We start from the raw sequence: 25,309 nt of genomic DNA, 5'->3' as shown, positions 1-25,309 counted from the left end.
ATTCATGCACGTCGATAACATGCACCAGTGGCAACACAGCCACGACTACCTAGACAATCAACAAATTGAAACTGGACAGCGACGCGTTTTTTACGTTTTGGCGCTGACCACCGTGACCATGGTGGTAGAAATCGTTGCCGGAACACTTTTCAATTCTATGGCATTGGTGGCCGATGGCTGGCATATGGCCAGTCATAGTGCTGCGCTTGCCATTACGCTGTTTGCCTATTGGTATGCCAAAAAAAATGCCGCCGAAAAACGCTTTTCGTTCGGCACGGGTAAGGTCACTGTATTGGGGGGGTATTCCAGTGCACTTTTGTTGGGCGTGGTCGCGTTGATGATGATTTGGGAATCGGTTCATCGCATCATCACCCCGCTACCGATTTCCTTTGACCAAGCCATTGTGGTGGCGGGCATTGGTTTGGTCGTGAATTTGGCAAGTGTGTGGTTGTTGCATGGCGACGGACATCATGGCCATGATCATGGCCATGACCATGCTCACGACCACCACCAAGCCCATTCGCACAGCCATGACCACGTTCACGACCATCACGACCATCACAACCACGCACAAGACCACAACTTGCGGGCGGCCTACTTGCACGTCATGGCCGATGTTTTAACGTCGGTGTTGGCCATTGTCGCGCTGGTGTGTGGTAAAATGATGGGCTGGACCTGGATGGACCCCATCATGGGCATCGTCGGGGCCTTGGTCATCACAAAATGGGCATATGGCTTACTTCGTGACACCAGCAGTGTCTTGCTGGATGGCAACACGGATGACAGCTTAGCCAGTGCCATACAGACGGACATCGAAGCCGATGCCGACAACCGTGTTTGTGACCTGCACATCTGGCAATTGGCACCGGGGAAATGGGCTGGTGTGGTCGCAGTGGTCACTCACTTCCCCCAAGACCCAGCACACTACAAAGCGTTGCTGGCGCACCATACACAGCTAAGCCATGTGAATATTGAGGTCCATCACTGTCAGGGCGAAAGCTGCCTATAAAGCACCCTTAAGAACGCATACACACGCACACAAAAGGCCCGAAACCGCAAGGTTTCGGGCCTTTGTTATATGGGGCAGAAGGCCTTAGGAAGAACGTGGCGGCTCTTCGATCTGTACAGGGTCAGTACTGCAAGAGGATGTATCCTTGTCAGAGCTACAGCCGCTGCAACTGCTTGAACATCCACCATTTCCCGAAAACCGCGTAATGCCTTTGCGCGTAATGTATACGACACAAGCGCCAAACACGGCCGTCAAAATAATGCCTTCCATCATGCTATCCATTTACGCAATCACCCGTCCAATTGAGACTATGGCAAACGCCAGAAGCCATGCCAATGACATCGAAAACCCGACTGAGAACCCAGCCCATTTCCAGCTGCCAGCCTCACGCTTGATCACCGCAATAGTCGCTAAGCACGGTACATAAATCAACACAAAAACCATAAAGGCAAAGGCCACAAGTGGGTTCATGGTTGCTGACAGAGCATCGCGAAGACTGTCACTTTCTTCGGTGGCGTCTTCGCCCTGAGAGTATATCACCGCGTAACTGGCCACCACGACTTCCTTCGCAACGATGCCCGTCAAAATGGCGACCGTATCTTTCCAATTGAAGCCCAAGGGCTCAAATATGGGCGAAACGGTCAAGGCCGCACGGCCAAGATAGCTTTTTTCCAGGTGCTCACGGCCCATTTCAAGCTCAAGCTTCGAAAGGGCGGCGTCGCGCACTTCACTTTCAGGTGCAGCTTCCAACACGGCAATTTGGCCTTCGTAGTCTTGGGACCAATTCACGTCTTTCGGAAAGGCCTGCAAGAACCACAATACGATGGAGCCGATGAAAATGATGCCTGCAACCTTGCGCAGGAAGTCGGCTGCTTTTTCCCACATGTGGTACACCACCGCACGCAAGGACGGCATGCGATAGGGGGGCAATTCCATCACAAACGGTTCGCTTGCGCCATGAACCACAAAGCGGCCCAAGAACACGGCTGCACCAAACGCGATCAGAATGCTCAACATGTACATCAAGAACACAATGGTCCCGGCCCATTGGGCAAAGAACGCGCCCGCGAACAAAATAAACACCGGCAAACGAGCCGTACAGGCCATAAACGGATTGATCAAAATGGCGATGAGGCGCGCGCGGTCACTTTCAATGGTGCGCGTTGCCATAATCGCCGGCACGTTACAGCCAAAGCCCATGACCAGCGGAATGAACGCTTTGCCATGCAGACCAAAAGAGTGCATGAAGCGATCCAGCAAAAAGGCTGAACGCGCCAAGTATCCCGTTTCGCTGAAAAAGGCCAGAAAGAAGAACAAGATGACAATGTTGGGCAAGAAAATAATTGTCCCACCAACACCGGCAATGATGCCTTCGACAATCAAGTCTTTGACCATGCCATCGGGCAGTATCCCTGCCACAAGGTCAGAAATGAAGCCAACGGCCCCATCGATCCAATCCATCGGGTAAGCCCCGACCGTAAACGTGGTTTCAAACATCAACCACATCAGCCCCAAAAACAGCGGCAGCCCCAATGTCCGGTGCAACAGCACTGAATCCAACATTTTGGTGGTTGCCATGCGCTTGCCCGGCTCAACTGTACGTGTGCGGGCTTCGGACATCAGGCCGTGGATAAAGCCATAGCGACTGTCGGCAAACATGGTTTCCACATCTTCACTGTGCGATTTTGCCAAGTCGAAGCGTTCACGGCGGACCATTTCGATCAGCTGCTCATGATCATCTTCACGCTTGAGCATATCATTGTCGCCTTCTAGCAGCTTGATCGCTAACCAGCGGCTTTGTCGTGCTTCCAACTTACCAGGGTGGAGGTCCGCAATCAGGCCTTGTACGCGTTCAATGGCTTCTTCCAAATGATGGTCATATGGAATGCCCATGGGCTTGTCTTCCAAACCACTTTGAGCACGTGCGACAATGGCGTCCAGCAAATCTGTCAGGCCTTCACCTTTTGTGGCAACGGTTTTTACCACTGCGCCATTAAGCATGGAACTGAGATCATCGGTGCTAATTTCATAGCCCTTTTGCAGCATTTCGTCGGCCATGTTCAACGCATAAACCCGTGGGCGGCCCATTTCGATCAACTGCGTGGTCAAAAACAGGCTGCGGTCCAACGTCCCGCCGTCCAATACGTTCAGCACGATGTCAGGGCGTTCATTTTGAATAAAATCACGTCCAATGCGTTCTTCGGGGGACTGGGAGGTCAATGAGTAAATGCCTGGTAAATCCACCAGGTTGATCGTCCAACCCTTGTATTCGATGGTGTTTTCCCGTTTGGAAACAGTCACACGCGGATAATTGCCGACACTGTCTTTGGACCCTGTCAATGCGTTCGATAGCGTTGTCTTGCCTGCGTTGGGATTCCCAACCAAGGCGACGGTAATGGTTTTGTTGCTCATGCCCTACCTATTCTTTAGGTTTTATATTTCGCGCAAGTTCGTTTAGGTGTTCGTTCAGGCAAAAGCCTATTCGTCAGCGTCTTGAAGCTGAATTTTTTCAGCTTCGCTTTTGCGCAGGCTCAACATGTAGTCCAAAACTTCATATGTGCACGGATCTCCAAGTGGTGCCTTTTGGCCCAAAGAAACCTTCACACCACGGACAATGCCCATGGAAGACAAGCGGCGCTTCAAATCGAGATCACCATTGATGCCGGCAATAACACCTTCCTGCCCTGGTTTTAGGTCCGCTAAATTCAATGTGGTCTTTGTCATAAAAACAGTCCCTCGTTACTCTATCGTGATGCCTTCGGATAACAGCCCTATGGTCATGCATCAAAACAATTGCCCAAAAGCACTACCCGTAAATGCCTACACTATCAGACCCTGACACTTTTGAGAACCATTCTTAATCTCAAGTCATTTCATTCCAGTTTGATACCCAAAGTCAATATCGTTTTGGGTGTCTATGAAATGTAGCTAAGGCTGCTTTAGGTTAGAATCGCCTGCCCCTCGCGCCTCTGGAGCTCGGATAATTTACGCGGCTTTTTTCGATTATTCCTCCTTTGATTTTGGCGTTGCGGTGTTGGCTTGCAGGCCCGCGACGAAGACGGTTGCAGGTGTTCTGCCGTTCATTTGAACTTGCCCCCATCTCTGGTCGCTGGATTCTCACGTCAAGTGCAACTCAACTTGTGCTGAAAATGCACATGTTCAACCAGTCGGAAATTTCGACAGGTTGGGTGAAGAACATATGGGCTTTGCATGTTCCTAAGGCACAAAATTTACTGTTTTTTGCAATTATTTTGCTACCCAATAGCTAGCCAGCCATAAGCGCAAAAAGAAAAGGCCTTGGTTTCCCTAGGGGGGCATGGTGGGCACGCCCGCGGACACGTTGTGTTCGCACCTTTTATGTCTGGTCGGCCCAACAAAAAGATCAATCCCAGTTCACGAACCTTAGCATTAAGAAAAGGCTCCAGGTTTCCCTGAAGCCTTAACATGGTGGGCACGACTGGGATTGAACCAGTTGTTATCTTATTTCAAGGTCGTCTAAATCACTTCCGACCACTTGCCGCCTAAAAATAACAGCTTATATTTGCTTGTAAAATAACGTTATTGGGTCTGAAGCGCTCTCCGAAGCCTTTTCAGAGGAATGTGTTGATTGCAAATATTTTGCTACCCAATAGCTACCCACGGTTTCTTTGGTTTTAGGTGCGAAAATGGGACGAAAACGCGAAGGTGAGCGGATCACGAAGGCGGTAATCGCTGCCGCAAAGCCAAAAACGAGCGATTACACGATCTGGGATATTGATCAGGCTGGATTCGGCCTCAGAATTCGCCCCTCCGGAACGAAAAGGTTCGTCTTTTACTACCGAAATGCGCTCGGACAGCAGCGCCGTATGACCATTGGAGACGCTAAGAGTCTCAAACTGGAAGACGTGCGTACAACAGTGAAGAACCTTGCCGGTCAAGTAGCGAACCATATTGACCCTTCTGAACATCGTCTAATTGAAAAGGAGCGCTACAAAGCCATAAAGGTCGCTGCTGAGGATCCGAAAGAGGACACCTTTTCCCAGTTCGCAAATCGCTATATCGCCGAAAATGCCGATCTGGGTGACAAATACCGCTATGACGCTGAACGTTGGCTGCGCAAAGATATCCTTCCCGTGCTTGGCGAGATCCAAGTCCATATCCTATCCAAAGAGGACATTCAGGACATGGTCGATGGAATTGCCAAGACACGCCCAACAACGGCCCGGCGGTGTGGAGAGGTCGTCTCCAGCATTCTCTCTTGGGCGAAACTCACAAAAATTTTGGACGATGACTTCCCAGATCCATCCAAGCATCTGAAACTACCCAAACAAAATTTGGTCGATAATGCTTTGCGAGAGAAAAACCTGAAGCAAATGTGGGAGGCCATTGAAGAAGAGGCACAAGAATCAAAAGGTGTTGTGACAGGATACGCGCTGGATGTTATCCGGCTTGCCTTGCTAACAGGTGCGCGCAAGGGTGAACTCCGCAAACTCAAACACCATCAAATTGACCTCGACCGTGGCGTTTTGATTTTTCAGCGCCACGAACACAAAACCGGCAAGGTGATCAAGGAGGGTACCGGCATTAAAACGGTGATACTCCCCGCTGCCGCCATCGAATTGATCCGACCACAGTACGAAGTGGAAGATGGCCGTGATTTCGTTTTCCATGGACGGAATTTAGACGAACCATTATCGGATACCCAAACCTCGAAGGTTTGGGTAAAAGTCCGTGATCGCGCTCGGGAAAAGAAAGGTTTTCCGCAAGGACAACTACGCTTTCACGACTTGAGACACACTTTTGCATCAATGGGCCTTGCCATGGGGACACCGCTGGCCGACATCGGAAAAATGCTGGGCCATACCAGCCCTAGAACCACACTAAGGTACACGCATCATGACATCAATAACTTGAAGATGGCCTCGGATCGTATTGCGGAACGGATTCAGCCAAATGAATAGCTCAAATCTTTGATCACCAGATTTTTTTGAACGTTTGCGGCTTCAGCAACACGGGGATGTAAGGGAGAGTTGCTTTGTGTCGATTGCAGCGTTCTTCGCAAAAGTATTCATCGAGATACATCAATCCCGATAATTTCCAATCGCGACACACCCGGCGTCGTTCGCTCAATTTCGTGAGCCATTACAGACAGGTGATTCAGGAGTGCATCAAAACTAAAGTTCTGTTTCATACCTCGTTTCGACCAAGTTTTCCCGTTTTCCGCATTAACGACCAACAGAATGCCATGGCCACTGTCTTCTGCCTTGAGATATTGACTGACAAGCTGATCCGTCAGGGCCTCCTCCAGTTCAACCAAGCGCCATTTGTGTGCCCATTTGATTTCGATGGTGGTTGAGTTGATGTCTGCAAACAACAGGCGAATATCTGGTTCTTTTTCGTTATCGACCTCGGCTTCACGCACCACCGAATACCGTCCTCGTGCCAGCTCTCCCAGCCGTTCTGCCATGTATTTTTGCAACAGGCTTTCATCGGTTTTGACGTCAAAAAGGTCTCGTAGGCTTGTGTCGCCCCGCTCCAACTTATCTTTGATTTCGATCAGGCGTTTTTGACCGATGTCGAACAAGTTATCTGCTGTGCGCGGGGCATGTTCGTGCTTGTTTTCAAATTCAAGAACATCACAGGGAACCCAAGCATTTTGACCGTCACGTCCAATTTTGTCGTCCGCTCGTTTGGTCATCCAATCCCGTTCGTAGGGATCTTCTGTCTGATCGCGAATTTCCAACAATGCATGGTACGCCCCATCCCCGGGGATATCAGCCAAGGCGCCTACCAAGGTCCCACGGAATGTATAGGCGTAATCCTTGCGGTCCGGTTTGAAGCAGCCATGGTGCTCCGGTGCTTCTTCACTCGGTAAATAGTGGTGAATGATTGGAATAAATCTGCGCATAACGGGCACGCATTTGTAAGCTGGTGTTACCGGAATAACCGCGTCACCGGAATGGAATGTGTCGAGCATGGATGTAAACGTGATCACCGCATTTTTCGCGCACTTCTCACTCAGTTTGGATAGTCGACTTTCCAGCCAGTCAAGAGCAGGAATAGCATCCGTTTGAAACCAAATAGCTAACCAATAAAGATGAAGCGGGGTAAGCGCCCTTTTGTTTCGGAGATAGGAGCCGGCCATTTCGGCAAGCTTATTGCCCCCATTATGCTCGGCCAACATGCGCACCACATTACGGCGAACATTGATTGCCATCGGCATGTTTCGGGCCGCGTTCTTATATACGAAGTCGTAAAACAGGCTGACGACTTCGGGAGAAGACATCACGATGTCCGATAAAATCGACGGGTGAGCTTGACTGTCTTGTTCGATGGATATGTCGCTTTCCAGCCACGGGAAAACAATGGCCTTCACCACGGCTTCATGGTGACGGAGCAGTTCTGGGAACCATGACGGTAGGTGTAGCTCCTTAAAAGCAAGGCGTGTGAGCCGCTCTGCTGTGTCTTGGTCAATAACGAAAAAATCGAAACCGTCAGCAACCTCACAGGCCACGCCCACCAATGCCATATGGTCTCCCACCTTGGTAGGTCCGCCCGGCTTGTCCGTCGAGACCTCCCAAGTTTTCCAAAAGACTTTCAAGCCTTGACGAAAGGCATCCACCCCTTGTTGGCCGAACAGAGGCTCAAGGCTTTCGGGGTCACGGGCGGAATACGTGTGACCCGAATGGCGCATCCAATCGTACATACCCGCCAAGTCACTTGAATTCTTGCAAACAGTAATATCTGGCAGGCGGGGCAAAAAGTACTCTTGCGCTTTGACACGCCGCCACCGCTTTTTCAGCTTGCCTGTCCACCCTCTCAATTCGTTCATGTATTCCCAAACCCTTCGCGGTCGGGGCGTGATGACCTTTTGCCAGTGATCTATCAATTGCGGGTGCGATTTTGCTCGTTGTTCCAGTTTTTCGGCATTCTTATATTCGAGCCCATTGACATGTGACAGGTCCACTGCAGCATTGAACGCGGTAAAGCGCAGCCGATCATCTTGGGTTTGATCGACCATATCCAACAGCCACGGAACGTCATCATAAACGAGTTCGAACAATTCGTGATAACACCGAAGTTGATAATAATAGATATCCCCATCTTCATGCTGCGCTGCGTAGTCCGTGTGACGGTGTTCGAAATACACCTTACGGAACGTCTGCGGCTTTTCGCCCAAACTGGCGCGGATGCCAGCAATAGAGTTTCTTTCGCCGTAGTCCCCACCCGGCTGGTCCTCAATGAGTTTCAGGGCCGCGAACATCCAATCGGGGGCATCATTTGACTGTTCCAGCCATTTATCAATGCAAATACACAAACTGCCATACAGCCAGAACGTAGGCCCAAGCTTGTTTCCTTTTCTCTGAGCAGAAGGCTTCACCCAATCCAAGAGTGTCGGAATCAACACCTGTAATTGTTTGGTCTCATGTGTCTGATTCAGACGCCGCTCAAGCAAGTCTTCGATATGTTTAAAGGGTGGAGCAAATATCGTTTGCGCCTTTTGGATCAAGGCGAGCAGTTCGTCCGCCTCGATGGCCACTGGGAAAAGCTCATAGATAGCCCATCCGTATAAACGGTTTGGGACTTTCTTGGCTTTCAGCAACTGGGCGTAAACTTTACGCAATTCATCCGTGGCTCCGCACGCCCGTAATGCACCAAGAGCGTCCACGCGGACATCACTCAATTCATTCTTGTCCAATGCGATGGCAGATACGATTTCCACACACCCCTGAATTTTGCGCAATTCGACGACATCCAACAGCATGGTGCGGATGTCATGCGGGGTCGCTTTGTCCAAAAGCAGTTCGTTAATCGTCTCCGCCAAATCTTCGTGTGCGAAACGGCGCAACCCATTCCGATCGAAACTGTGTCCCGTCCGCTTTCGGCCTGCGTACCGGGACGCATAATCGCGCAAGACACGCTTGCGAATGTCCACAGGAATGGCCTGCGGATCACCTTCATCCGGTAAAATTTCTGGATTGTGTGCCAGAACGGCGTCCATCAGCTCTGGCACGTAGGGCGCCAACCACGCAGCCACAGTTGTCAGGGTTGGATTGATGACAGTACGCCCGTAACGCTGAATGAAAAAGACACCGAGCAAATCACGTGGCGGGCACCCTTGCTCATGGCGCACGCGAAACCACGATGCCGCTAAGTATTGGCGCACTCCTTCGGTATGAAACCGCACGCGTCCATAAGTGGCTTCGTCAAATATAGGCCGACGCAACAAGGCCTGAACCTCATCAGGTTGCCAGTCGGGCAAAAGATCGTATGGGTTTAGCGCAGGTAGGGCATCATGAGGATCTTGCTCGGGTTTCGCGAAACGAAATGACTTTGCCCCGCACAACATGGATGCCGCAGCAAGACGCTCAGCCCCTTCACGGGCACGGGCGGCGGATATCACATCCTTATAAGCCTCGGCCTCTTCGGTCAGCTTTCGAGTGACGTTATGCTGCGTCAACTCGGTCAACGTGCCCAACCGCTGTTTTTCTTTCCAGAGTTCGATCAGATCAATGGCATCGCCGGGGCGTCCTGCAAATTCTTCAGCGTCGGTTTCTCGGATTGCATCCAGAAATTCCTGTACATCTCCCAAGGCCCGCACTTCGGCTAGCACCGTAATCCTGTCGGTATCGAGCGGTAGGATTTGAACCAAGGACACATCATTATCGCTCACTTGATCATCTGCACCAGCATCAGCACCTGCACCCAGCCCAAGCTCTGCATCTGTGAAGTCTTCCTGTGGCTCCTCACGTTTCGGTAAAGGCTTTGCCAAGAAAGGCAACAGTTCGCGCAGGGGGGCAATGTCATCCTTTGGCCGCCACTCCGTGACGCGACAAGAAACAGCCAAACGGATACGGTGCAGGTGCTGGCGCAAGGACTTTTGAAAGACGCGTATGGCGCGCCGGTAATCCCCCACCTGCTGGAGCTTGGCCTCATCGACGGAATCGAGGAAGAACACAGCCTCCTCTGTGCAGGTTAACCAACCGTCGAAGGCCTCTTCAGCGTCAAGTTCAAGAGCATTGGCGATGCTTTCGGGTGAAGCCTGCGCATGAGATAAATCTTCAATACGGACGAAAAAGGCAGCTTGTCCATTAGCACGGAGTTCATCAGCCGCCAGCCGGAATTCTGTCGTTTTGCCGCTACGTGCTTCTCCCAACACCACAGTTAAAGGGTGGGATACCAACTCGTACAGCAACTTGCCCGGCTCCTCCCCCTTCATAAGGGCGACCGTGCTCAGGATGGAAGATCCATCCAGTTCTTCTTGATCCAGCGGCACGGATTCATACCGTCGTCGTAGGTCAATGAAGTCAGGGTGCATATCGAGAAAGCGTGACATAAAGGCCAGTTTCTATAATTGAAAATCAAAATATCGACGCCGACTTTAGCAAAGTTCTTCCGACAAAAACACAGGCGTCGAAAGCCCTGAAAACAGAGAGCTTCATGGTGGGAAAAGGCACCTTTTTTTCATCACTATTCCCCACGTTACTTCTGTTTTTTGTTTGCGTTACTCAGACAAAAATAAACGCTTTTAAAGAAGTCGAAACGCTCATTTTGCGGAGAATAAATGACGTATTCTCCGCATAAAATACTGAGAATAATATTGCGAATGCGGAGAATAGGGCAGATAATATCCGCATGATTAGCGGAGATTGAGTATGTACATATGGGAAATCCCAGACTGGCCCGCACTCACCTGGGATGAAAAAGCTCTAACGAGATTGCTTACTGACGTTTCCAGGGAACAAGGCCGGTTGCTTGGAAAAATGGAAGCGTTGGGTTTTGACTTGCGCAGCGAAACCCACCTGCAAACTTTGACCGAGGACGTGGTGAAGTCGAGCGAGATCGAGGGGGAGAGACTGGAGCGCGAACAAGTCCGCTCGTCGATCGCACGACGGTTGGGTATGGATGTTGGCGGTTTGATTCCGGCTGACCGGAACGTCGAGGGCGTTGTGGAAATGATGCTGGATGCGACGGGGAATTATGCTGCCCCCCTAACGGCTGAACGCCTGTTCACTTGGCATGCATCTTTGTTCCCAACGGGACGAAGCGGCATGACCAAAATCCGTGTCGGGTCTTGGCGGGATGACCGCGATGGACCAATGCAAGTTGTGTCAGGGCCCATTGGGCGAGAAAAGGTTCACTATGAGGCCCCGCCGACAGAACGCGTGCCCGAAGAAATGGCAAAATTTTTAGACTGGTTTGAAAAACCGGGTGATATGGACCCGCTGCTGATCGCGGGATTGGCGCATCTGTGGTTTGTCACCATACATCCGTTTGAAGACGGCAATGGCCGGATTGCGCGGGCCATCGCCGATATGGCTCTTTCCCGTTCCGAAACAGCAGAACAACGCTTCTACAGCATGTCCGGACAAATTCGCCGGGAACATAAAGACTATTACGACATGCTGGAGCGGACACAAAAAGGTGACCTTGACATCACGCGTTGGCAAGATTGGTTCTTGAGGTGTCTTGGGCGGGCCATTGACGGTGCTCAAGAAACACTTGGGGCCGTTCTCGACAAAGCCCGTTTTTGGGAACGCTTTGCGACAGAGCCCTTAAATGAGCGACAAATCAAAATTCTGAACAGATTGTTGGATGGCTTTGAGGGTAAACTGACGACCTCAAAATGGGCGAAACTCGCCAAGTGCTCACAAGACACCGCTTATCGGGATATTCTCGACCTGATTGATCGCGGCGCCCTGCAAAAAGACCCGGGTGGTGGGCGCAGTACGAGTTACTCGTTGGTCAACGATTGACGGAAGACCAACTCAAACTGCGACCATCATAATCTGGAGATTTCCCCTGACCGCTCCAAATCACGCACGGTTTTCATAATGCTTTGCTGGGCGTCATTGACCTTAGCCTCACGTACAGGTCCCATAGCCTCCATGTCCTCGACCAGAAATTCTGCGGCACGTTCGCTTATGTTTTCCATAAACAAATTATAGACATCAAATGGCGCACCCTTGAGAGCATAGGCCAAGGTTTCCTTATCCAGATGACGCAGAAGAACCTGCACATCGAGATAAGGCATGCAGTTCAATGCTTCAAAGTCATACCAGGAATTGCGCGCGTCGCGATACATAATCTCATCGCGTTGCTTCAACGCCTCAAGAAGAGCTTCACGTCCTTGGTCGGACAGGTCAGAAATAGCCTTACGCATATTTTCATGAACAAATTCGAACAAAGGGTCGTGCGGAGGCTTTTCTAGAAAATTGATGTTATCTGCGGAAGGCTTTGAAAGTATGTTTTTTATGTTGGCGATGATTTCACGGAGCTGCCCACCTGCATTGCGTTGTTCGGATGTGATGCCGGGTTCGGGGTCATCATCATTTTGGTTGAAGCCACCCTCTGGCTCTGGCAGGTAAAAACTTTTTCGCAAACTCTCGGCATACTCCTGACGAGCAGGATCTGCGTTCCGGTACTTTGAATAGCCCAGGGACATTACCCAAAACATCACCCGTTCGCGGGCTGAGGGAAGCATTCGGCGAAATACATGTTTGTTGTCAGAAGTCGGACCAGACAAAGATTTAGCGACTTCAACCATGAAATCGTCATCGAACTCGTCCGGTGCTTCAAACAAGAAACGGTGACACGTCTCTTTCAGAGTGTCATTCGGATGGCTTGTAAATGCCAACTCATTTGTAAGCGCCCTTTCCAAACACGGGATAGGCAAGTCTGAAAACGATTTTAGCGGCATAGACATCTCTCCCCGCTCAACACCGGCAATCACGCGGGCAAGAACACGTTCCAAAACGACCATTCCCTGCGTCGAGGCAGGCTTGTCGGATCTCAATGCGTCTTGCCCAGAAGGGGAGAAGCCATTTTGCTGCAGACGTGTACACAATTCGGTGTCACACACGCTCCACAAAGCCCCAATATCGTCTTCAGATAATTCGGAAAGCCACAGGCGAGTATCTTTCTCAGATAAAAAACGTAAATCTTGCGGCGACCACCACGCTATACGTACCAACAATGATGCACTATCCCCGTAATCCGCGTACATGTCCTCCCAATAATCAGAAAAGGCGCGGTTAATGTGCTGAAATGCCCGCACAGCGTTGATGACTTGTTCCAGGCTGTAGTCCCCCTTTGCCATCAACAGAGGGAATTTCACTATCAAACATTCAGGATAGTGAAAAGCCAACCATTGACCGTATTGTGGTGGATAATTTCCTAAGCCGTCGAGGATGGACTTAATTTGGCCCTTCTCTACGCTGCTCTCAACATCTTCCCCACGCATCCGTCGTATATTCATGGCCAAACCCTCGGCCATGGCCATCTGGGCAATATAAGCGTCATTTGTGTTCATCACTCTCGTCCTCAATCAGGAAACGCCGGAGTTTGGGGTAAATGAGCGCAGGCCAAGTCATGTAGCATACGTGGGTTACGATTGCTGCGCATGCCCACCGTATATTCCTCGACCACACGCAGACGATCGTTAAAGTCTCGTACCAAGGCATCAATGCGGTGAGAAAGCATTTTGCGAATTTGTTCAGTGTGATAACCGTCCATCACCAAACCTAAGCCCCAAACCGTGAATGGGTCTTCATATTTGTCGCAATAGGACTCCAATGCCAGAACGCCCTGTTCCTTATTGATCTGATACATTTTCAACAGGTGTAGGGTATGCTCATCCGTTCCGAGAGAAACAGATATGCGCGGCTCATCAATATTCGCAATTTCATCCATGCGTGCACTTGGATCAGGTAGCGGTGCCTCACCTACCGATAAAAACCGATCATCCCTTTCGGCAATCGCGATAAGAGCCGTCTGCGTCAAACACAGACGGTGGCGATACTCAGAGATGTAACGGCCACGTTCACCATCCACCATGCGCCGTACTTCTGTATCAGCAAAATCATCCAAAGCAATTTCCAGAACCTTCAAAGAATAAGAATCGCCGACAAAATCGAGAAAACCGTCCAGTTCCTCTAGGCCCTGACGGCGAACGCGCATGGACAAGCCTGCCCAGTAGTTAACAACGTCTTGCGATGTTCCCGTATGAACATCAAATGCTTGCTGCCCGTCATTATCGTTCTCACAAACACCACTGATTCCGTGGGGTGAGAATTGCCTATCAGTTTCCTCTTCGGCTGCAGGGGCGGAGATTGCAATTGGCTCGAACAAATTCGCTTCAATCACTATTTCACCAGAATTGGCGCAATGCTCTACCTTTTGCAGAATTTTGGTGATGTATTGATCACTGCCTAAACTCATTTCAAGCGAGTCGACATCTGTTTCTTCTGCCTTTGTTTTCAATTTTTCCAAAAGGGCCTGAACCTGAGGACGACGAATACGATTTAAGACAGATAAGACATACTTTTCTGTCACGGGTTGGGCAAAGAACAATGCCTTACCCAGAGTTTCATTACTCAACAGCGAGCCATCATCGCAACCGTGAGCAAATACGGCTTGTAAATCGTGCTTCCGCAAGAAACCTAAATAATCGATGCCGTATTTATCTATTTCAACGTATGAGGTCATAATTTCACCAACGTCATTCACTCTACACTGTAGGGCCAATCATCAATGGCAACGTAGCCAACCCACGTTTTGTCCGTCATGCCGTCAGGGCGTTTCCAGGTGGCCCGCAGGGCCTTTTTCAAGGTATCTTGATATTTCAACAGACGAAAATCAAAGGCATGCCAGGGTTCCATCAACAAGCCCTGTTTCTGTAGAAACGCATCTCGGTGTGTTTGTTCCAAATCAGCATCACCCATACGGTGCGCCGCCTCGGCCAGAGCCAAGTTCCTTACATCTTCTAACCACGGGAAATCGTATTCCGGGTTCATCTGTTGACCTGACGGTGCTGGGCGGAGGGATACTTCAGAAAGAGTATCCCTGGCCTTGGAGGCGTCGGTGTTGAGCCCCCTCAGAATAGCGAGCCGCAACTCCATTCCCCCATGGGTATGGCCTTCGTGATGATAAGTGCGAAGAACCTCTTCATAGCGGTCTGCATTACCTGTTTCCATGACGTCCAAAAAGTCCATATAGCGATCGCCGTCTAAGTCCTTTAGCTTCTTAATGGCGTCCTCCGTCATCACTCGGAAACGTCCCGGTTGTTCCAGCTCTTCACACATTGCACCTATGGCAGACCATAAGGTTTCAAACATCGGCAACTCACGCATGATCAGATACGTTGGGTCCGAAATGCCAAGCTTCAACACATGCCACCACACGGGCAACAGGTATTTCATCGCCAATTTCGGATACCCTGCCAAATAAGCATAACGGGACTGTGCCATGGCATATGAAGCCGGAAGCTTCGGAAACCGAGCACACTCTCGTCGCCATATTTGAAAACCGGACCGCGCTAAACCTGAAAAGATCAACTGTTGGCCGAACGAAAAGGCGAGTTCACCGTTTTGGGAGTAGTGACTGGCACCTGCGTGAAACCAATGCAACGCCTCTGCGCCTTTGCCTTGGCGAAATGCAGAAATGCCCTGTAAGCGAAGACGCATGGCGTCCTCCTCTGCCGTAAGGCCAGATGTGCCGATATCACGAAATTCCATGTTCACAGCATCCCAATCCCCCGCTTCCATCAGGGGTAGGAGTTTTTCTACGATTCGGTTAGTTTTTTCGGTCATGATACAATCCGTTCCATTACCACTGGAACTGCAGGTGTCCCTGTTTGATGGCAAGTTACCAGCGTGTCGAGGCTTTCAACCACGGCAACGCAGCAGCACCAGGAGCGGAAGACGTCAGCGGCGAAAGCTGGTAAGTCGTGTGGACTGATGGCGCAGGCGACCCGCACGGCTCGATCATCAAGCCCTAGAGCACTGGCCACGGATCCGGTCGTTAAGTCGCGATCACAAGTAGCGACAATTGCCGCACCAAACGCATTGGCCATTTCACGGAAGGGTCGGATATCACTCGGCAAGCTATTGGACCACGCAAAACCTACAGCCAGCCCGTCCCCTAGCGTTTCATCAAAGCCTAACAATGAATCGATCTCGTCCTGGTTCAGCACACGCTGCGTGAGTGGGGCGACGGCTTCCTTGGGAAAGCTTTTTACGGATGGAATGTCTCGACCATCTGATGGCAAAACCTGTAAAGCCAGCATTTCATTTTCTAGGCACGCATCGATCACAGCTTTGTCCGTGTCAAACATCATGCTGACACCCCAAGCCTGACAGTGTTTGACCTTCCAGTCCGCATAGTTGTCCTCGCTCGTCTTTGCAGCAAAGGTGGCGATATCGAGATTGTGTTCTATGGTTAGTCCCATCACATCCTGAGCATTTTCCTGTGAAAGAGTTTTATCGTTTGAGAACACACCGCCCAAAGCAATGTGACGGAACAGACGTCCGGAGCCAAAGCCATAAACTGTGGCAACAGTTTGCGCATCGAACGCCCATGACGACGTATAAAGACGTCCCGGCCATACCAAATCGCCGTTTATGATCCATTGGCGCACATGTTCGACTACGCGTATGCGTGCGGCATGAGCATCCTCTTCACGAACGGCACCCATTTGCTCAATTTTTTGTTCGATGTTCTCGCGGCGCTCTTGCGGTAGGACGAGCCAAACAGATGTGAGTATGTTTTCATTCACACCCCCCTCTAAGGCCAACGACCACGTATCATCACTTAATCCAGACAAGATGGGCGCTGCTAGGTGTTTAGGTAGCCATTGCAGGTCAGCAAAGTTGAAGCCCAGGGATTCAATGGCACGGGTGATATTTGGTAAACCCGTTTGGCGATGACGCAATTTTTCTAGACAGGCTCGGCGTTCTTCCCATGCGGGGATAAAGTGCAGTACGCGGCTGAGAAATTGCGGTTGATTATCCAGCCAGTAGCGTTCTTGAATCAACTTATCCAATTGCCCATTAAGTTCAGCAACAATTTCGACCTTAACCAATTCAAGTTTTGCCATTTCCACCAAAAGCTCTGGCAGAGCTTTGCCACAAGCCTGCAAAGCCTTCTTCATCGCAACACCCGGAATACGGTCGAATAAGAGCCATAATTGTTGTGCATAATCGTCTGTGCGTTCACGTGACAACCGCTCGATCAACTCCAGCATGTCATTTTCATGAGCTTGATGAATGAGGTCGGAGAAGCGTTGAAGCTCCTGCTTTATTGCCGTTGGTGGATAAGGCGATGGAGTGTCAGGAACTGTCAAACGTTCCCATTCTGCGGCGATTTCATCATCAGCGCCAGCAGCGCGGTCGAGAGATTGGCGGATACCCCGCAGTTCCGACAATGCCTGCTTGCGAAAGGCGCATCCTGGGAACAATCGTGACCAGAAGCGTTTGATACGTGCAGTAGGGGTTGCCTGCTCCAACTCATCCTTCATCAATATGCGGCGGATAGAAGAGAGGATGTCCTCCATGCTGGGATCAGTGTCGTTTTGTCTTGGCATATGGCCCTCCAGACCTACACGATATCGACGAAAACGTTCATACGTGTAGGTTCACTCTTCCGTCTATCATAATTTCTGGGGGTATGGAGGAGGGAAGTCTATTTTCCGCATGAACCGATAAAAATTATAAGGCCATGCCAAACAGCACGGCGCATGCTGTAAAAATGCACAGCAGCCTCACTGGAACAATATGAAGAGCTCGCATAGAAAAAAATCCCTTCAAAACAGTTCTCTGTATGGTGCCAAGACAGGGTAAGGCCGTCAACCTATCAGTTCTGACAGGTGTCTTCCTCATAACCACAGTCAGGTTCACTCGACCACCGTAATCACCACACTGGCCTCAGATACGGATGCATTGGGCAGTGCGCGAAAAGTATGCGCGAGCTTTCTCGCCAAAGATTGGGGCAATGGCGACAGTGACATTCCGCGTAACGCTTTGGGCAACTGGCTTGTTACATTTTTCGACACGGCAAAACACTTTAGGAGTTCTTCGCCTAGAGGTGGTTGGAACTTCAAATCAAATGGGAAGGTGGTTTCACCGGGGATGATGTGCACATGTCGGCCTTCAAGTTTCGGTTCTGAATAAATGTTGAGAAAGTGTGGATTGGGAAAGATTTGGATCGTGTTGCCGTCAGCCTGTTGGTAGAAGCAATAGACCCATGCATCTCGGCTCAGGCGAATCGCCAAGTCCATTTTTTCCCCAATTTTGTAACTTGGGTCGTCGCCTTTATTGGTCGTCAACGTAAAGCCGATGGGGCCAAGGTTGTCGTTTTCACGGAGATCGCCGAATGTGCTCTGCGGGTGAATGCGCAAAGCTGAAACGCTATCCATGCGAATACGCCCAGACCAAGAATACATGCGTCCACTATTACCCCTCAGCGAAACGCGCAACTCGAGATCATCCCCCAAATCCCAGTAGGTGCCGGATAGCAGATACACGCCACCATTTGAAGAGGAGATAGTGAGCAGTTCTTTGGCATCAACGGATATGCCGCGTGAGCCAGAGATTTCTTTAAAATTGATGCGTGCCTTTTGTACTTTTAAAGCACGTTCCGAGACCACATTGGCAAACGCCCTTTGAAGTTCTGATGAAAGTTTGTCCAGAGCAAAGCGTCCAAAATCAGGCTGTAACCCTGAGGTTTCAAACCGAATGCCATCTAAACGCAATTCCTGCATGTCGTGAGCGTCATCCGCCAGGCTCTTGGCGGCAGCCGTTAGGGCTTGATTCAATGATAAGGTCGCACGGTCCGTATTGCGCTCATCACGCTTCAAATGAATGATTTCTGGATCCGTAGCGGCTACGACAATTGCTCCGTCAACGCGCATGGCTTTATAGGAAACACTTAGGTCTTTTCTTTTAAGTGATAATCGTCCAGAAACCAAAATGCTGATGTCTTGGGCGCTTTCCATAAGGGCCGCCACAGGGTTGGCTCCACTTCTATTGAGGGCGCCTGTTGCTTCCATATCTGAAATGATATTCCGGAGAGACTCCCGCGCGACAAACTCGTATCGACCACGGGATTTTTGAATGAGTTTCGCCAGCACCGCCGCATTGAGTTCATCGGCTAAGTCTTTCGAAATTGGGATTTCATCTTTCTTAAATGGCCAGACAGCGATGCGAGGTTTCTTTTTTTGAACCTGGGCCATGATGCGTGAGTAGTATGTCGAAGCAGCATCGAAGATATCACTACCACTAACTACGGACTGGGAAGCCTCTATTCCTTTCAGAATTTCAGTGGCTATACGTTCTATTGCCTGCTTACGCTCAATATCAATCGAGGCCTTGGCGGTCGCAGAAAATGAAAACACTGTCAAAGCCAGGGCACACAGAATTAAATGAGTTTTTTTCCAAGTTAAGACGCTTGTTTCGTTTTCTCTCATGTCCCCTCACTTGCCATGATGTATTTGATGTGTCAGCGAGGCTGATGCTCCGGCCAAGCTTTCTAATGTGAGCTGATAATGGAACGGTTCAACCATTGCCCTTGGCAAATCGAGTACTAATTCGCCAGTATCCTCAAAACGCACTTCCTGAAGGCGACCTTGTTGACCAACGTACCGACCAGAGAGAACTTCCAGTCGACCAGTGTGGGGACCTGAGCGCTCCCCACTCATATATACGACCTTGAGACCACAGAAATTCGAGGACGCGCTTAAGTTGGCCGCACCATTGATGTCGTTGCCGATTTCCGTCAGTTGTGGGCTTATGCCACCAAACTGAACATCTGCACATGTGCTTCCATCAGGTGCTCTACGTTCGTAAATGACAATCACCGGCAACTGCGGCGTCACTTCATTCTTAAGCTTAGGTTCTATGGGCTCATTTTTATTTTGGGTGTCAGGGGCGGGGACAGGATCATGTGCCTGTTCCGAACCCAGTTGCAACGCACGAACCCAGCTCTGAAAATTGATGGAAAAACCCGCCCAAACCCCAAAACCGGACAAAGCCAAAATTCCGCCTAACAGAACAACAGTCCCCATAGAAAACCTGCGCGGTTCCTGCACCACGGTGACCACGGGTTGCCTATCAGGCATGACAATTTCTTGGGGACCAATGGGATTGTGTGGGATGTCCAAATCATCAAGGACAGAAAAGACGTTGTTCACAGATTTTATTTTGGCTGGGACTGGTTCGGTATACCCATCGGCTTGAGGGATGAAAATAGAGGGATGAATGCCCTGTTCCTCCAGCTCGTCAAATAGAGGTTTTGAAGCGCACAGCTTTTCTTCTATGTGCCCGACAGCATCCACCTCAAAGTCAGCATTTACCCGACCTGTTAACCAAATGACGTGATCAGCATTTTCATCAAGACGAGCGAGCCTGGAGGAACGACTTAATCCATGTGCAACAAAAACGGCAAGCCGCCAGCTTTCACCGCTTTTGATATCATCGGACAAGTCCATACGAAATGACGGATGGGTAAAGGGACCGAATGCGCGTTCTACCGGGCGACTTGGACGCACGAAATTTTCATAGCTTTCACTGATCGGGGAAAGCGCAGTGATGTCGCGTCCCTTAAAAACTTCCGTCAAGGGGGCTGGCTCATTCGTGATTTGCTCAATACGAACTGGACCGTTTGTCGTGCCGATATAGACCGCTACTTTATTCACCGCAACAGAACCTCCGTTTTGGCATTACGCAGCAATGCCAAAATCTCATGATCGTCATGGACACGCAATTGAATAATTCCGCGGCGGGCTTGAGGGACATCAAATTGTTGGCAGTTGTTCTCATCATCACAAATGACAAGCTTAGTCGGTATATGTCCCGTATCGTCCGTCAATTCGATAATGACGTAATATTGGCCTGCTTCGGCTTGTGAACGTTCAAACCGGATAGAACATCCTTTCCCAGCCCGGGGCAAAAGATCCCCATCACTCGCGGCCATCGCCGTTCCGAAGTCATATAGGGATGTTCCGTCCAGGATGCGGCGATACGTTGCTCGCATTCCAGGGCTTTTACGAAGCGCCATTTCCAAATCAGCATCCGGATAGAGAATAACGCCTGTCGCGTAAGCATAAAGTTGGCTTGGAATGGTGCGCTTTGCACCCTCTGCACTCGCTTCGTCCAATAATTCTTGTGTTGCGGAAAGATGCACAAACTGTTCTTGGATGAAGGCCATTTGCTCATCTGTGGGAACGGGGTAGTTGGTCATGATACATCTCCATACAATTCTTCAAATTGCATCCGAAAGACACCCCGGTCTTCTTCGAACTGGTTACTCAAAGCGGTCTGCCCCTCATGTTTGTTGAATTGAATCTTATTTAAGAACGCATGCAACTGGTTGGATATAGCCACCAAAGCATCCGCCGCCTCTTCAAAAACCATGCGGTTTTCTTCATCAAAAGCGGATTGATCAAAACCTTTGCGTTTCAAGCTTTCAAAAGCTTTCCGGGCATGACCCAATAGGGACTCGCTCTCCATGTCGTTACCATCAATGGCCTCTCGGATCTGTTCACCTCTGTTGGAGAGAATGTACAAAACGGCCTGTTGCAATTTTTTCACATGAGATTGCGCTGCATCGAACTGTTGAGCCTTTTCGTGATAAGGTATCGCTGCGTCACATGTGATACGTTGACGGACAGATTGCGGCCCACGCTTCATACGTAAATCATTCGATATGGCGGACTGTATGGGGTCAAAAGATTCAACACGCATAAAGGACAATGGCCATTGAGACGCATGGGGGCCGTAGCGCATCAGGCCTTGAAGCGGCCCACTTTCGGTTTTGGCCTTAAAGAACTTGATGTCCTGGAGCTCCTCATCCGCAAACGTTTCCAGTGGTGAGGACCATTGCTTGTAATCGTCAGGCCCTAAAGCCTTGTCCGCTCTGACATCAACCTCCCCGGCTTCGCGGTTGAGGCCCAATGGCCGCGCGCCATCCATATCGGTGCTGAGTCGGCCTTGGCGCATAATTTGATCAAGCTGGACGAATTTTTCGAACACGGTTGCATATCCTTTGAAAGCCTTGACTTGGTTATGGAGGAGCCAGAAGTCCAAAATGGCTAGGTCATCGATTTGCCAACCATCAGAACCGGCACGCTCGGTCAAGAAAGGTGAAATGCGTTGAATGCTGTCTTCGTATTCGGCCCGCTTGATGTGCTGGCGGCGGTACTTGCGAAATTCTCTGGCTAAAGCCCCTGTGGCGGCTTTTACAGTTTTCTGTGAGACCGGGGCGGCGGATAGCATTGTGTCGAACGTATCGTTCAATTGGGTAAAGAACGTGAAGTCATTCATCCCGCCCAAAAATTCGTACAAGGCCAATAACACCGGCATGCGCCCGTAACGAACGGAAAAGGTTCCATCTGGATAGTTGATTTCAATCCCTGCATCGTCGTTGGTAAACTCGCTGCGCCGCCAACCTGTAGAATCCAACCGGCTTTCCATAGATTGCCGTAAGGCATTGGGAGTCACCTGGACTTCCCCCATGACAAAGGCCATACGGTCATTGCCAACAAAGCCACAGGCATCGACACCGTTCATCAAGTGACATAACTCGAACAAAGGCGAATCACGATTGGGGCCACCTGATGCACCGACAATGATGGACGCCAAACGTTCGCAATCCCGATACGCATACCGCCCAGAGTCCAATATGCCCCGCAACAGTTCGACACATTCCTGATCCGCTCCGGCATGTCGCAGTATGTGGATAGGGTTATTCATTGTGCTACCTTTCTTTAGACCGTACGAACTTCCTGGGGACTTTGCCCCACAAATATCTGGTGGCACTTGTATTGGTCACCCGACCTACACCAAGCAGGCCACTTTCACCCTAGGTGTTCCATGCATTAAGGTAGGTGGCCTGAGAGGATTTGAATCTATAGCACTCTTGCAAGGCGGAATCCCAAAATTCCCTCCCGAGTATCAGGATGTCTCCTGATACGAATAGCTGAACGGATCTCATTGGGAACATACATATAACCACCACCACGAGCGACACGATGGCATGATTTTCCTTCCGTCATTGCACTCCCGTCTGTTGGTGCACCCCTATACGAATTTCTGTAGCAATCCTCGACCCATTCTGAAGCATTTCCGTGCATATCATGAACGCCAAAAGCATTCGCCGTTTTCCCGCCAACTGGATGGGTTTTGTACGATAAAAATGATGCTGAGTTACCTCTGTACCAAGCTACATCATTCAAACAGCTTGTACTATCTCCACAACTCCACCTCGTTGCCGCGCCCGCGCGAGCTACATATTCCCATTCAGATTCACTCATTAAGCGATACTCATGACCCGTCTTGCCATTTAGCCACTTCACATACTTCTGCACGTCGTTCCAGTTCGCATTTATCACTGGGCGATCCCCGCGGCCCCACCCCTCGTCATATGAGGGGCCTCTGTTTTCCGAAGTCCCATCACCATCACACACCCCGTCTCGGACGCAAACGCCCCACTCGGCTAAAGTTACTTCATACCGACTAACCGCAAAGCTGTAACCTATCTTCACCGTATGCACCGGCTTCTCATCATCACGACCATCGCCGCTCAAATCTCCCATCCGGAAGCTCCCCGGTGGAATAATCACCATTTCAGGGCATTCCGCGCAATCGCGGAAAACTTCGCCGGCATTCGAACCACCACCGCTTTTGCGTGCCTGCGAGGTGGGTTTGGGAGGCTTCGGTGGAACAATTTCCGCAACACGATACTGCTGCACACGGCTTTTCGCCAACGGTGCGAATGTTCCTTGGGGGAATTGCTGCAAATACGCTTCATAGTCTGACGCGTTTTGACTGTTGGAGATGGATTGCCAAAACACAACTTCCGCTGAATTTTGCGGGGCTACAGGTAATGTTGCCTGACTTGGCCTATGATTGCCTTGTTGGAAATAAAAATCACCGGTTAACGAGGCATTGATCCAGGGCGTTTGTTTGCCGTGTGTTGCGACATTGACGCGGCGCGCTGTGTCTTTAAAAACCTGCTCGATGGTTTTGCCGGGGGCATCCATGGATTTGAGCAATTCCCCAGTGAACACGCCATTGCCGCCAAGGGCACCGTCTGCTGCCGTTTCACCCGGCCCGGCGGAATACAGCATCGCCACGCCTTTCACCCCTGTCGGCACAGCCTGCACCGCCAACCCCCGCACACCTGATCGGGAACGCTTAGGCAAAGGGTTATCACGGCAAGCATCCAAGATCACAACATTCACCGGCGCACCCGCATTTTTCATGGTGAGCAGAAACTCTTGGGAATTGATCCCCTCAAACCGCAGATCGGCTTCTTCTTCGATACGAGAATCAGAAGGCACCAGATAATTGATACCGTCGGCCTGAATGCCATGCCCGGCGTAAAACACCAAGCCCGCATCCGCCCCGGCCAGACGTCCTTCAAAATCTGCCAAGGCCCGACCGATATCGCGTTTCGAGGCATTTGTTTGCAAAATGACATCAAAACCCAAGCCCTTCAGCTTGGCCGCCATGTCTTGCGCATCTTTTTTCGCATTTTGTAAGGGCGGCAAGGTTTCATAAGCATTGTTGCCAATGACCAACGCTACACGCTTTTCCGCCCAAGCCGGAAAAGTCCCCAACATAACGATTAAAAAAACAACCAGACGCAATGCTCTTTCCCCTATCGGCACCGTGCACAAACTTTATCAAAAGTTGAATGGAGGGAAAACCCTGTCAATTTATGGATATGGAGGACAGAAGGGACTTTTCGCCCCCTATAGCTGGAAATATACGAAAAGAATGCCCGAGATGTCTTATCCCGGGCATTCTTAGCATAGATATTGCGTTTGATGATATTATCCAGGAAATACGTCTTCTGCGCCTTTTGCCTCGCTAGGAGACACATCTTCGGCTTTTGCGACTTCTGTCGACACCTCAGACATGTCAATATTCTGGTCCTTAAGGTATGTGGTCAGACCGTCAATCCAGCCTGCTCCCAACTCAATGTGTTGTGGAAGTAAGGATGCAAAATCCTTGTACATGCTGACTGCACTCGAAACAGCACTATCAGTTAGATCTGTTGCTGAAGCGTTATCCATGAGGTCGCCACCTGCATCAATTGCGCGTTTATCATAAACCCCCGCCAAAGACACATCTAATAGTGCTTTTAGAGCTTTTTCTTTACTTAACTTGGAAAAATCAATTTTTTTGCCTGATATTTTAGATTCAAAATCGGTATTTCCTTTCACACAAGCATCATCTCCGTTTTTGCATAAATCAGTTAGTGTCGAAGCAGCTTTCATTACCTCTTCGTTGTCTTCCACTGCCTCGGCTACAACTTGAGCTGCATCGATAAAATGGTTTGTCGCTAGACCCAAAAGGACACGGACGTCTTCAGCCTGCTCACCGATCGGCTTGCCGCTTTTTTTCTCGTCACCGCCTGTGATGGCGCCAGCGATCGAGTCCATAAAAGCGTGCCCGCTCACAGGAAAACCTGCAATTCCAGCACTCAACACCACAGCCGTGACGGCTGCCGTCATTGATTTAGCAATCTTCATATTCTTCC

General features: G+C 50.2%; 17 protein-coding genes. 3 read left to right on the top strand and 14 right to left on the bottom strand.

Features of this window, described 5'->3' with window-relative positions; all coding sequences use genetic code 11:
- Positions 1-4 precede the first annotated feature (4 nt).
- On the top strand, positions 5-1,009 hold the full coding sequence (gene dmeF, locus V5T82_RS15165) for a CDF family Co(II)/Ni(II) efflux transporter DmeF (RefSeq protein WP_332896508.1): 1,005 nt from the start codon (positions 5-7) through the stop codon (positions 1,007-1,009).
- Between the two features lie 84 nt (positions 1,010-1,093).
- On the opposite strand, the gene V5T82_RS18285 is transcribed toward dmeF, so the two are convergent.
- From V5T82_RS18285 to V5T82_RS15155, 3 genes are all read right to left on the bottom strand, one after another.
- Entirely contained in the window at positions 1,094-1,279 is a 186-nt protein-coding gene (locus V5T82_RS18285; protein ID WP_442917817.1) for a FeoB-associated Cys-rich membrane protein, read from the bottom strand.
- A gap of 12 nt (positions 1,280-1,291) precedes the next feature.
- Positions 1,292-3,421: a ferrous iron transport protein B gene (gene feoB / locus V5T82_RS15160; RefSeq protein WP_332896507.1), complete on the bottom strand. Its 2,130-nt coding sequence runs from the start codon at positions 3,419-3,421 to the stop codon at positions 1,292-1,294.
- Positions 3,422-3,487: 66 nt separating this feature from the next.
- Complete coding sequence (locus V5T82_RS15155; RefSeq protein WP_332896506.1) at positions 3,488-3,733, bottom strand: FeoA family protein; 246 nt, start codon at positions 3,731-3,733, stop codon at positions 3,488-3,490.
- A gap of 941 nt (positions 3,734-4,674) precedes the next feature.
- Between V5T82_RS15155 and V5T82_RS15150 the strand changes: the two genes are divergently transcribed.
- Positions 4,675-5,949: a tyrosine-type recombinase/integrase gene (locus tag V5T82_RS15150; RefSeq protein WP_332896505.1), complete on the top strand. Its 1,275-nt coding sequence runs from the start codon at positions 4,675-4,677 to the stop codon at positions 5,947-5,949.
- A gap of 107 nt (positions 5,950-6,056) precedes the next feature.
- On the opposite strand, the gene V5T82_RS15145 is transcribed toward V5T82_RS15150, so the two are convergent.
- Positions 6,057-10,325 carry a hypothetical protein gene (locus V5T82_RS15145; RefSeq protein ID WP_332896504.1) on the bottom strand — a complete coding sequence of 1,423 codons (4,269 nt, stop codon included), beginning with the start codon at positions 10,323-10,325 and terminating at the stop codon, positions 6,057-6,059.
- A gap of 319 nt (positions 10,326-10,644) precedes the next feature.
- Here V5T82_RS15145 and V5T82_RS15140 point away from each other — a divergent pair, with 319 nt between their 5' ends.
- Positions 10,645-11,745 (top strand): Fic family protein, encoded by a 1,101-nt coding sequence (locus V5T82_RS15140; RefSeq protein ID WP_442917812.1) that lies wholly within the window; start codon positions 10,645-10,647, stop codon positions 11,743-11,745.
- A gap of 26 nt (positions 11,746-11,771) precedes the next feature.
- On the opposite strand, the gene V5T82_RS15135 is transcribed toward V5T82_RS15140, so the two are convergent.
- The 10 genes from V5T82_RS15135 to V5T82_RS15090 form a co-directional block, all read right to left on the bottom strand.
- Entirely contained in the window at positions 11,772-13,301 is a 1,530-nt protein-coding gene (locus tag V5T82_RS15135) for a FliG C-terminal domain-containing protein (protein WP_332896502.1), read from the bottom strand.
- Positions 13,302-13,312: 11 nt separating this feature from the next.
- Positions 13,313-14,476, bottom strand: a complete 1,164-nt coding sequence (locus tag V5T82_RS15130; RefSeq protein ID WP_332896501.1) for a hypothetical protein — start codon at positions 14,474-14,476, stop codon at positions 13,313-13,315.
- A 17-nt stretch (positions 14,477-14,493) separates the two neighbouring features.
- Positions 14,494-15,579 carry a hypothetical protein gene (locus V5T82_RS15125; protein WP_332896500.1) on the bottom strand — a complete coding sequence of 362 codons (1,086 nt, stop codon included), beginning with the start codon at positions 15,577-15,579 and terminating at the stop codon, positions 14,494-14,496.
- Positions 15,576-17,351 (bottom strand): FliG C-terminal domain-containing protein, encoded by a 1,776-nt coding sequence (locus tag V5T82_RS15120; protein WP_332896499.1) that lies wholly within the window; start codon positions 17,349-17,351, stop codon positions 15,576-15,578. Before V5T82_RS15120 ends, V5T82_RS15125 begins: the two co-directional genes overlap by 4 nt.
- A gap of 309 nt (positions 17,352-17,660) precedes the next feature.
- Positions 17,661-19,232: a DUF4384 domain-containing protein gene (locus V5T82_RS15115; protein ID WP_332896498.1), complete on the bottom strand. Its 1,572-nt coding sequence runs from the start codon at positions 19,230-19,232 to the stop codon at positions 17,661-17,663.
- Between the two features lie 6 nt (positions 19,233-19,238).
- Positions 19,239-20,459 (bottom strand): hypothetical protein, encoded by a 1,221-nt coding sequence (locus V5T82_RS15110; protein ID WP_332896497.1) that lies wholly within the window; start codon positions 20,457-20,459, stop codon positions 19,239-19,241.
- Positions 20,456-21,004 carry a hypothetical protein gene (locus tag V5T82_RS15105; RefSeq protein ID WP_332896496.1) on the bottom strand — a complete coding sequence of 183 codons (549 nt, stop codon included), beginning with the start codon at positions 21,002-21,004 and terminating at the stop codon, positions 20,456-20,458. The genes V5T82_RS15110 and V5T82_RS15105 overlap by 4 nt, the downstream gene beginning before the upstream one ends.
- Positions 21,001-22,515 (bottom strand): hypothetical protein, encoded by a 1,515-nt coding sequence (locus V5T82_RS15100; protein ID WP_332896495.1) that lies wholly within the window; start codon positions 22,513-22,515, stop codon positions 21,001-21,003. Before V5T82_RS15100 ends, V5T82_RS15105 begins: the two co-directional genes overlap by 4 nt.
- A gap of 155 nt (positions 22,516-22,670) precedes the next feature.
- The gene (locus tag V5T82_RS15095) at positions 22,671-24,413 is read right to left on the bottom strand and encodes an SUMF1/EgtB/PvdO family nonheme iron enzyme (RefSeq protein WP_332896494.1); all 1,743 of its coding nucleotides are present in this window, start codon (positions 24,411-24,413) and stop codon (positions 22,671-22,673) included.
- Between the two features lie 186 nt (positions 24,414-24,599).
- Complete coding sequence (locus tag V5T82_RS15090; RefSeq protein WP_332896493.1) at positions 24,600-25,301, bottom strand: hypothetical protein; 702 nt, start codon at positions 25,299-25,301, stop codon at positions 24,600-24,602.
- Positions 25,302-25,309 lie beyond the last annotated feature (8 nt).

The sequence above is a fragment of the Magnetovibrio sp. PR-2 genome, assembly GCF_036689815.1.
Lineage (GTDB): Bacteria > Pseudomonadota > Alphaproteobacteria > Rhodospirillales > Magnetovibrionaceae > Magnetovibrio.
This window is presented reverse-complemented; position numbering and strand designations above follow the sequence as displayed.

Coding starts and splice junctions, on each gene's coding strand:
- dmeF (WP_332896508.1), top strand. CDS start 5: ATGCACGTCGATAACATGCACCAGTGGCAACACAGCCACGACTACCTA.
- V5T82_RS18285 (WP_442917817.1), bottom strand. CDS start 1,279: ATGGAAGGCATTATTTTGACGGCCGTGTTTGGCGCTTGTGTCGTATAC.
- feoB (WP_332896507.1), bottom strand. CDS start 3,421: ATGAGCAACAAAACCATTACCGTCGCCTTGGTTGGGAATCCCAACGCA.
- V5T82_RS15155 (WP_332896506.1), bottom strand. CDS start 3,733: ATGACAAAGACCACATTGAATTTAGCGGACCTAAAACCAGGGCAGGAA.
- V5T82_RS15150 (WP_332896505.1), top strand. CDS start 4,675: ATGGGACGAAAACGCGAAGGTGAGCGGATCACGAAGGCGGTAATCGCT.
- V5T82_RS15145 (WP_332896504.1), bottom strand. CDS start 10,325: ATGTCACGCTTTCTCGATATGCACCCTGACTTCATTGACCTACGACGA.
- V5T82_RS15140 (WP_442917812.1), top strand. CDS start 10,645: ATGTACATATGGGAAATCCCAGACTGGCCCGCACTCACCTGGGATGAA.
- V5T82_RS15135 (WP_332896502.1), bottom strand. CDS start 13,301: ATGAACACAAATGACGCTTATATTGCCCAGATGGCCATGGCCGAGGGT.
- V5T82_RS15130 (WP_332896501.1), bottom strand. CDS start 14,476: ATGACCTCATACGTTGAAATAGATAAATACGGCATCGATTATTTAGGT.
- V5T82_RS15125 (WP_332896500.1), bottom strand. CDS start 15,579: ATGACCGAAAAAACTAACCGAATCGTAGAAAAACTCCTACCCCTGATG.
- V5T82_RS15120 (WP_332896499.1), bottom strand. CDS start 17,351: ATGCCAAGACAAAACGACACTGATCCCAGCATGGAGGACATCCTCTCT.
- V5T82_RS15115 (WP_332896498.1), bottom strand. CDS start 19,232: ATGAGAGAAAACGAAACAAGCGTCTTAACTTGGAAAAAAACTCATTTA.
- V5T82_RS15105 (WP_332896496.1), bottom strand. CDS start 21,004: ATGACCAACTACCCCGTTCCCACAGATGAGCAAATGGCCTTCATCCAA.
- V5T82_RS15100 (WP_332896495.1), bottom strand. CDS start 22,515: ATGAATAACCCTATCCACATACTGCGACATGCCGGAGCGGATCAGGAA.
- V5T82_RS15090 (WP_332896493.1), bottom strand. CDS start 25,301: ATGAAGATTGCTAAATCAATGACGGCAGCCGTCACGGCTGTGGTGTTG.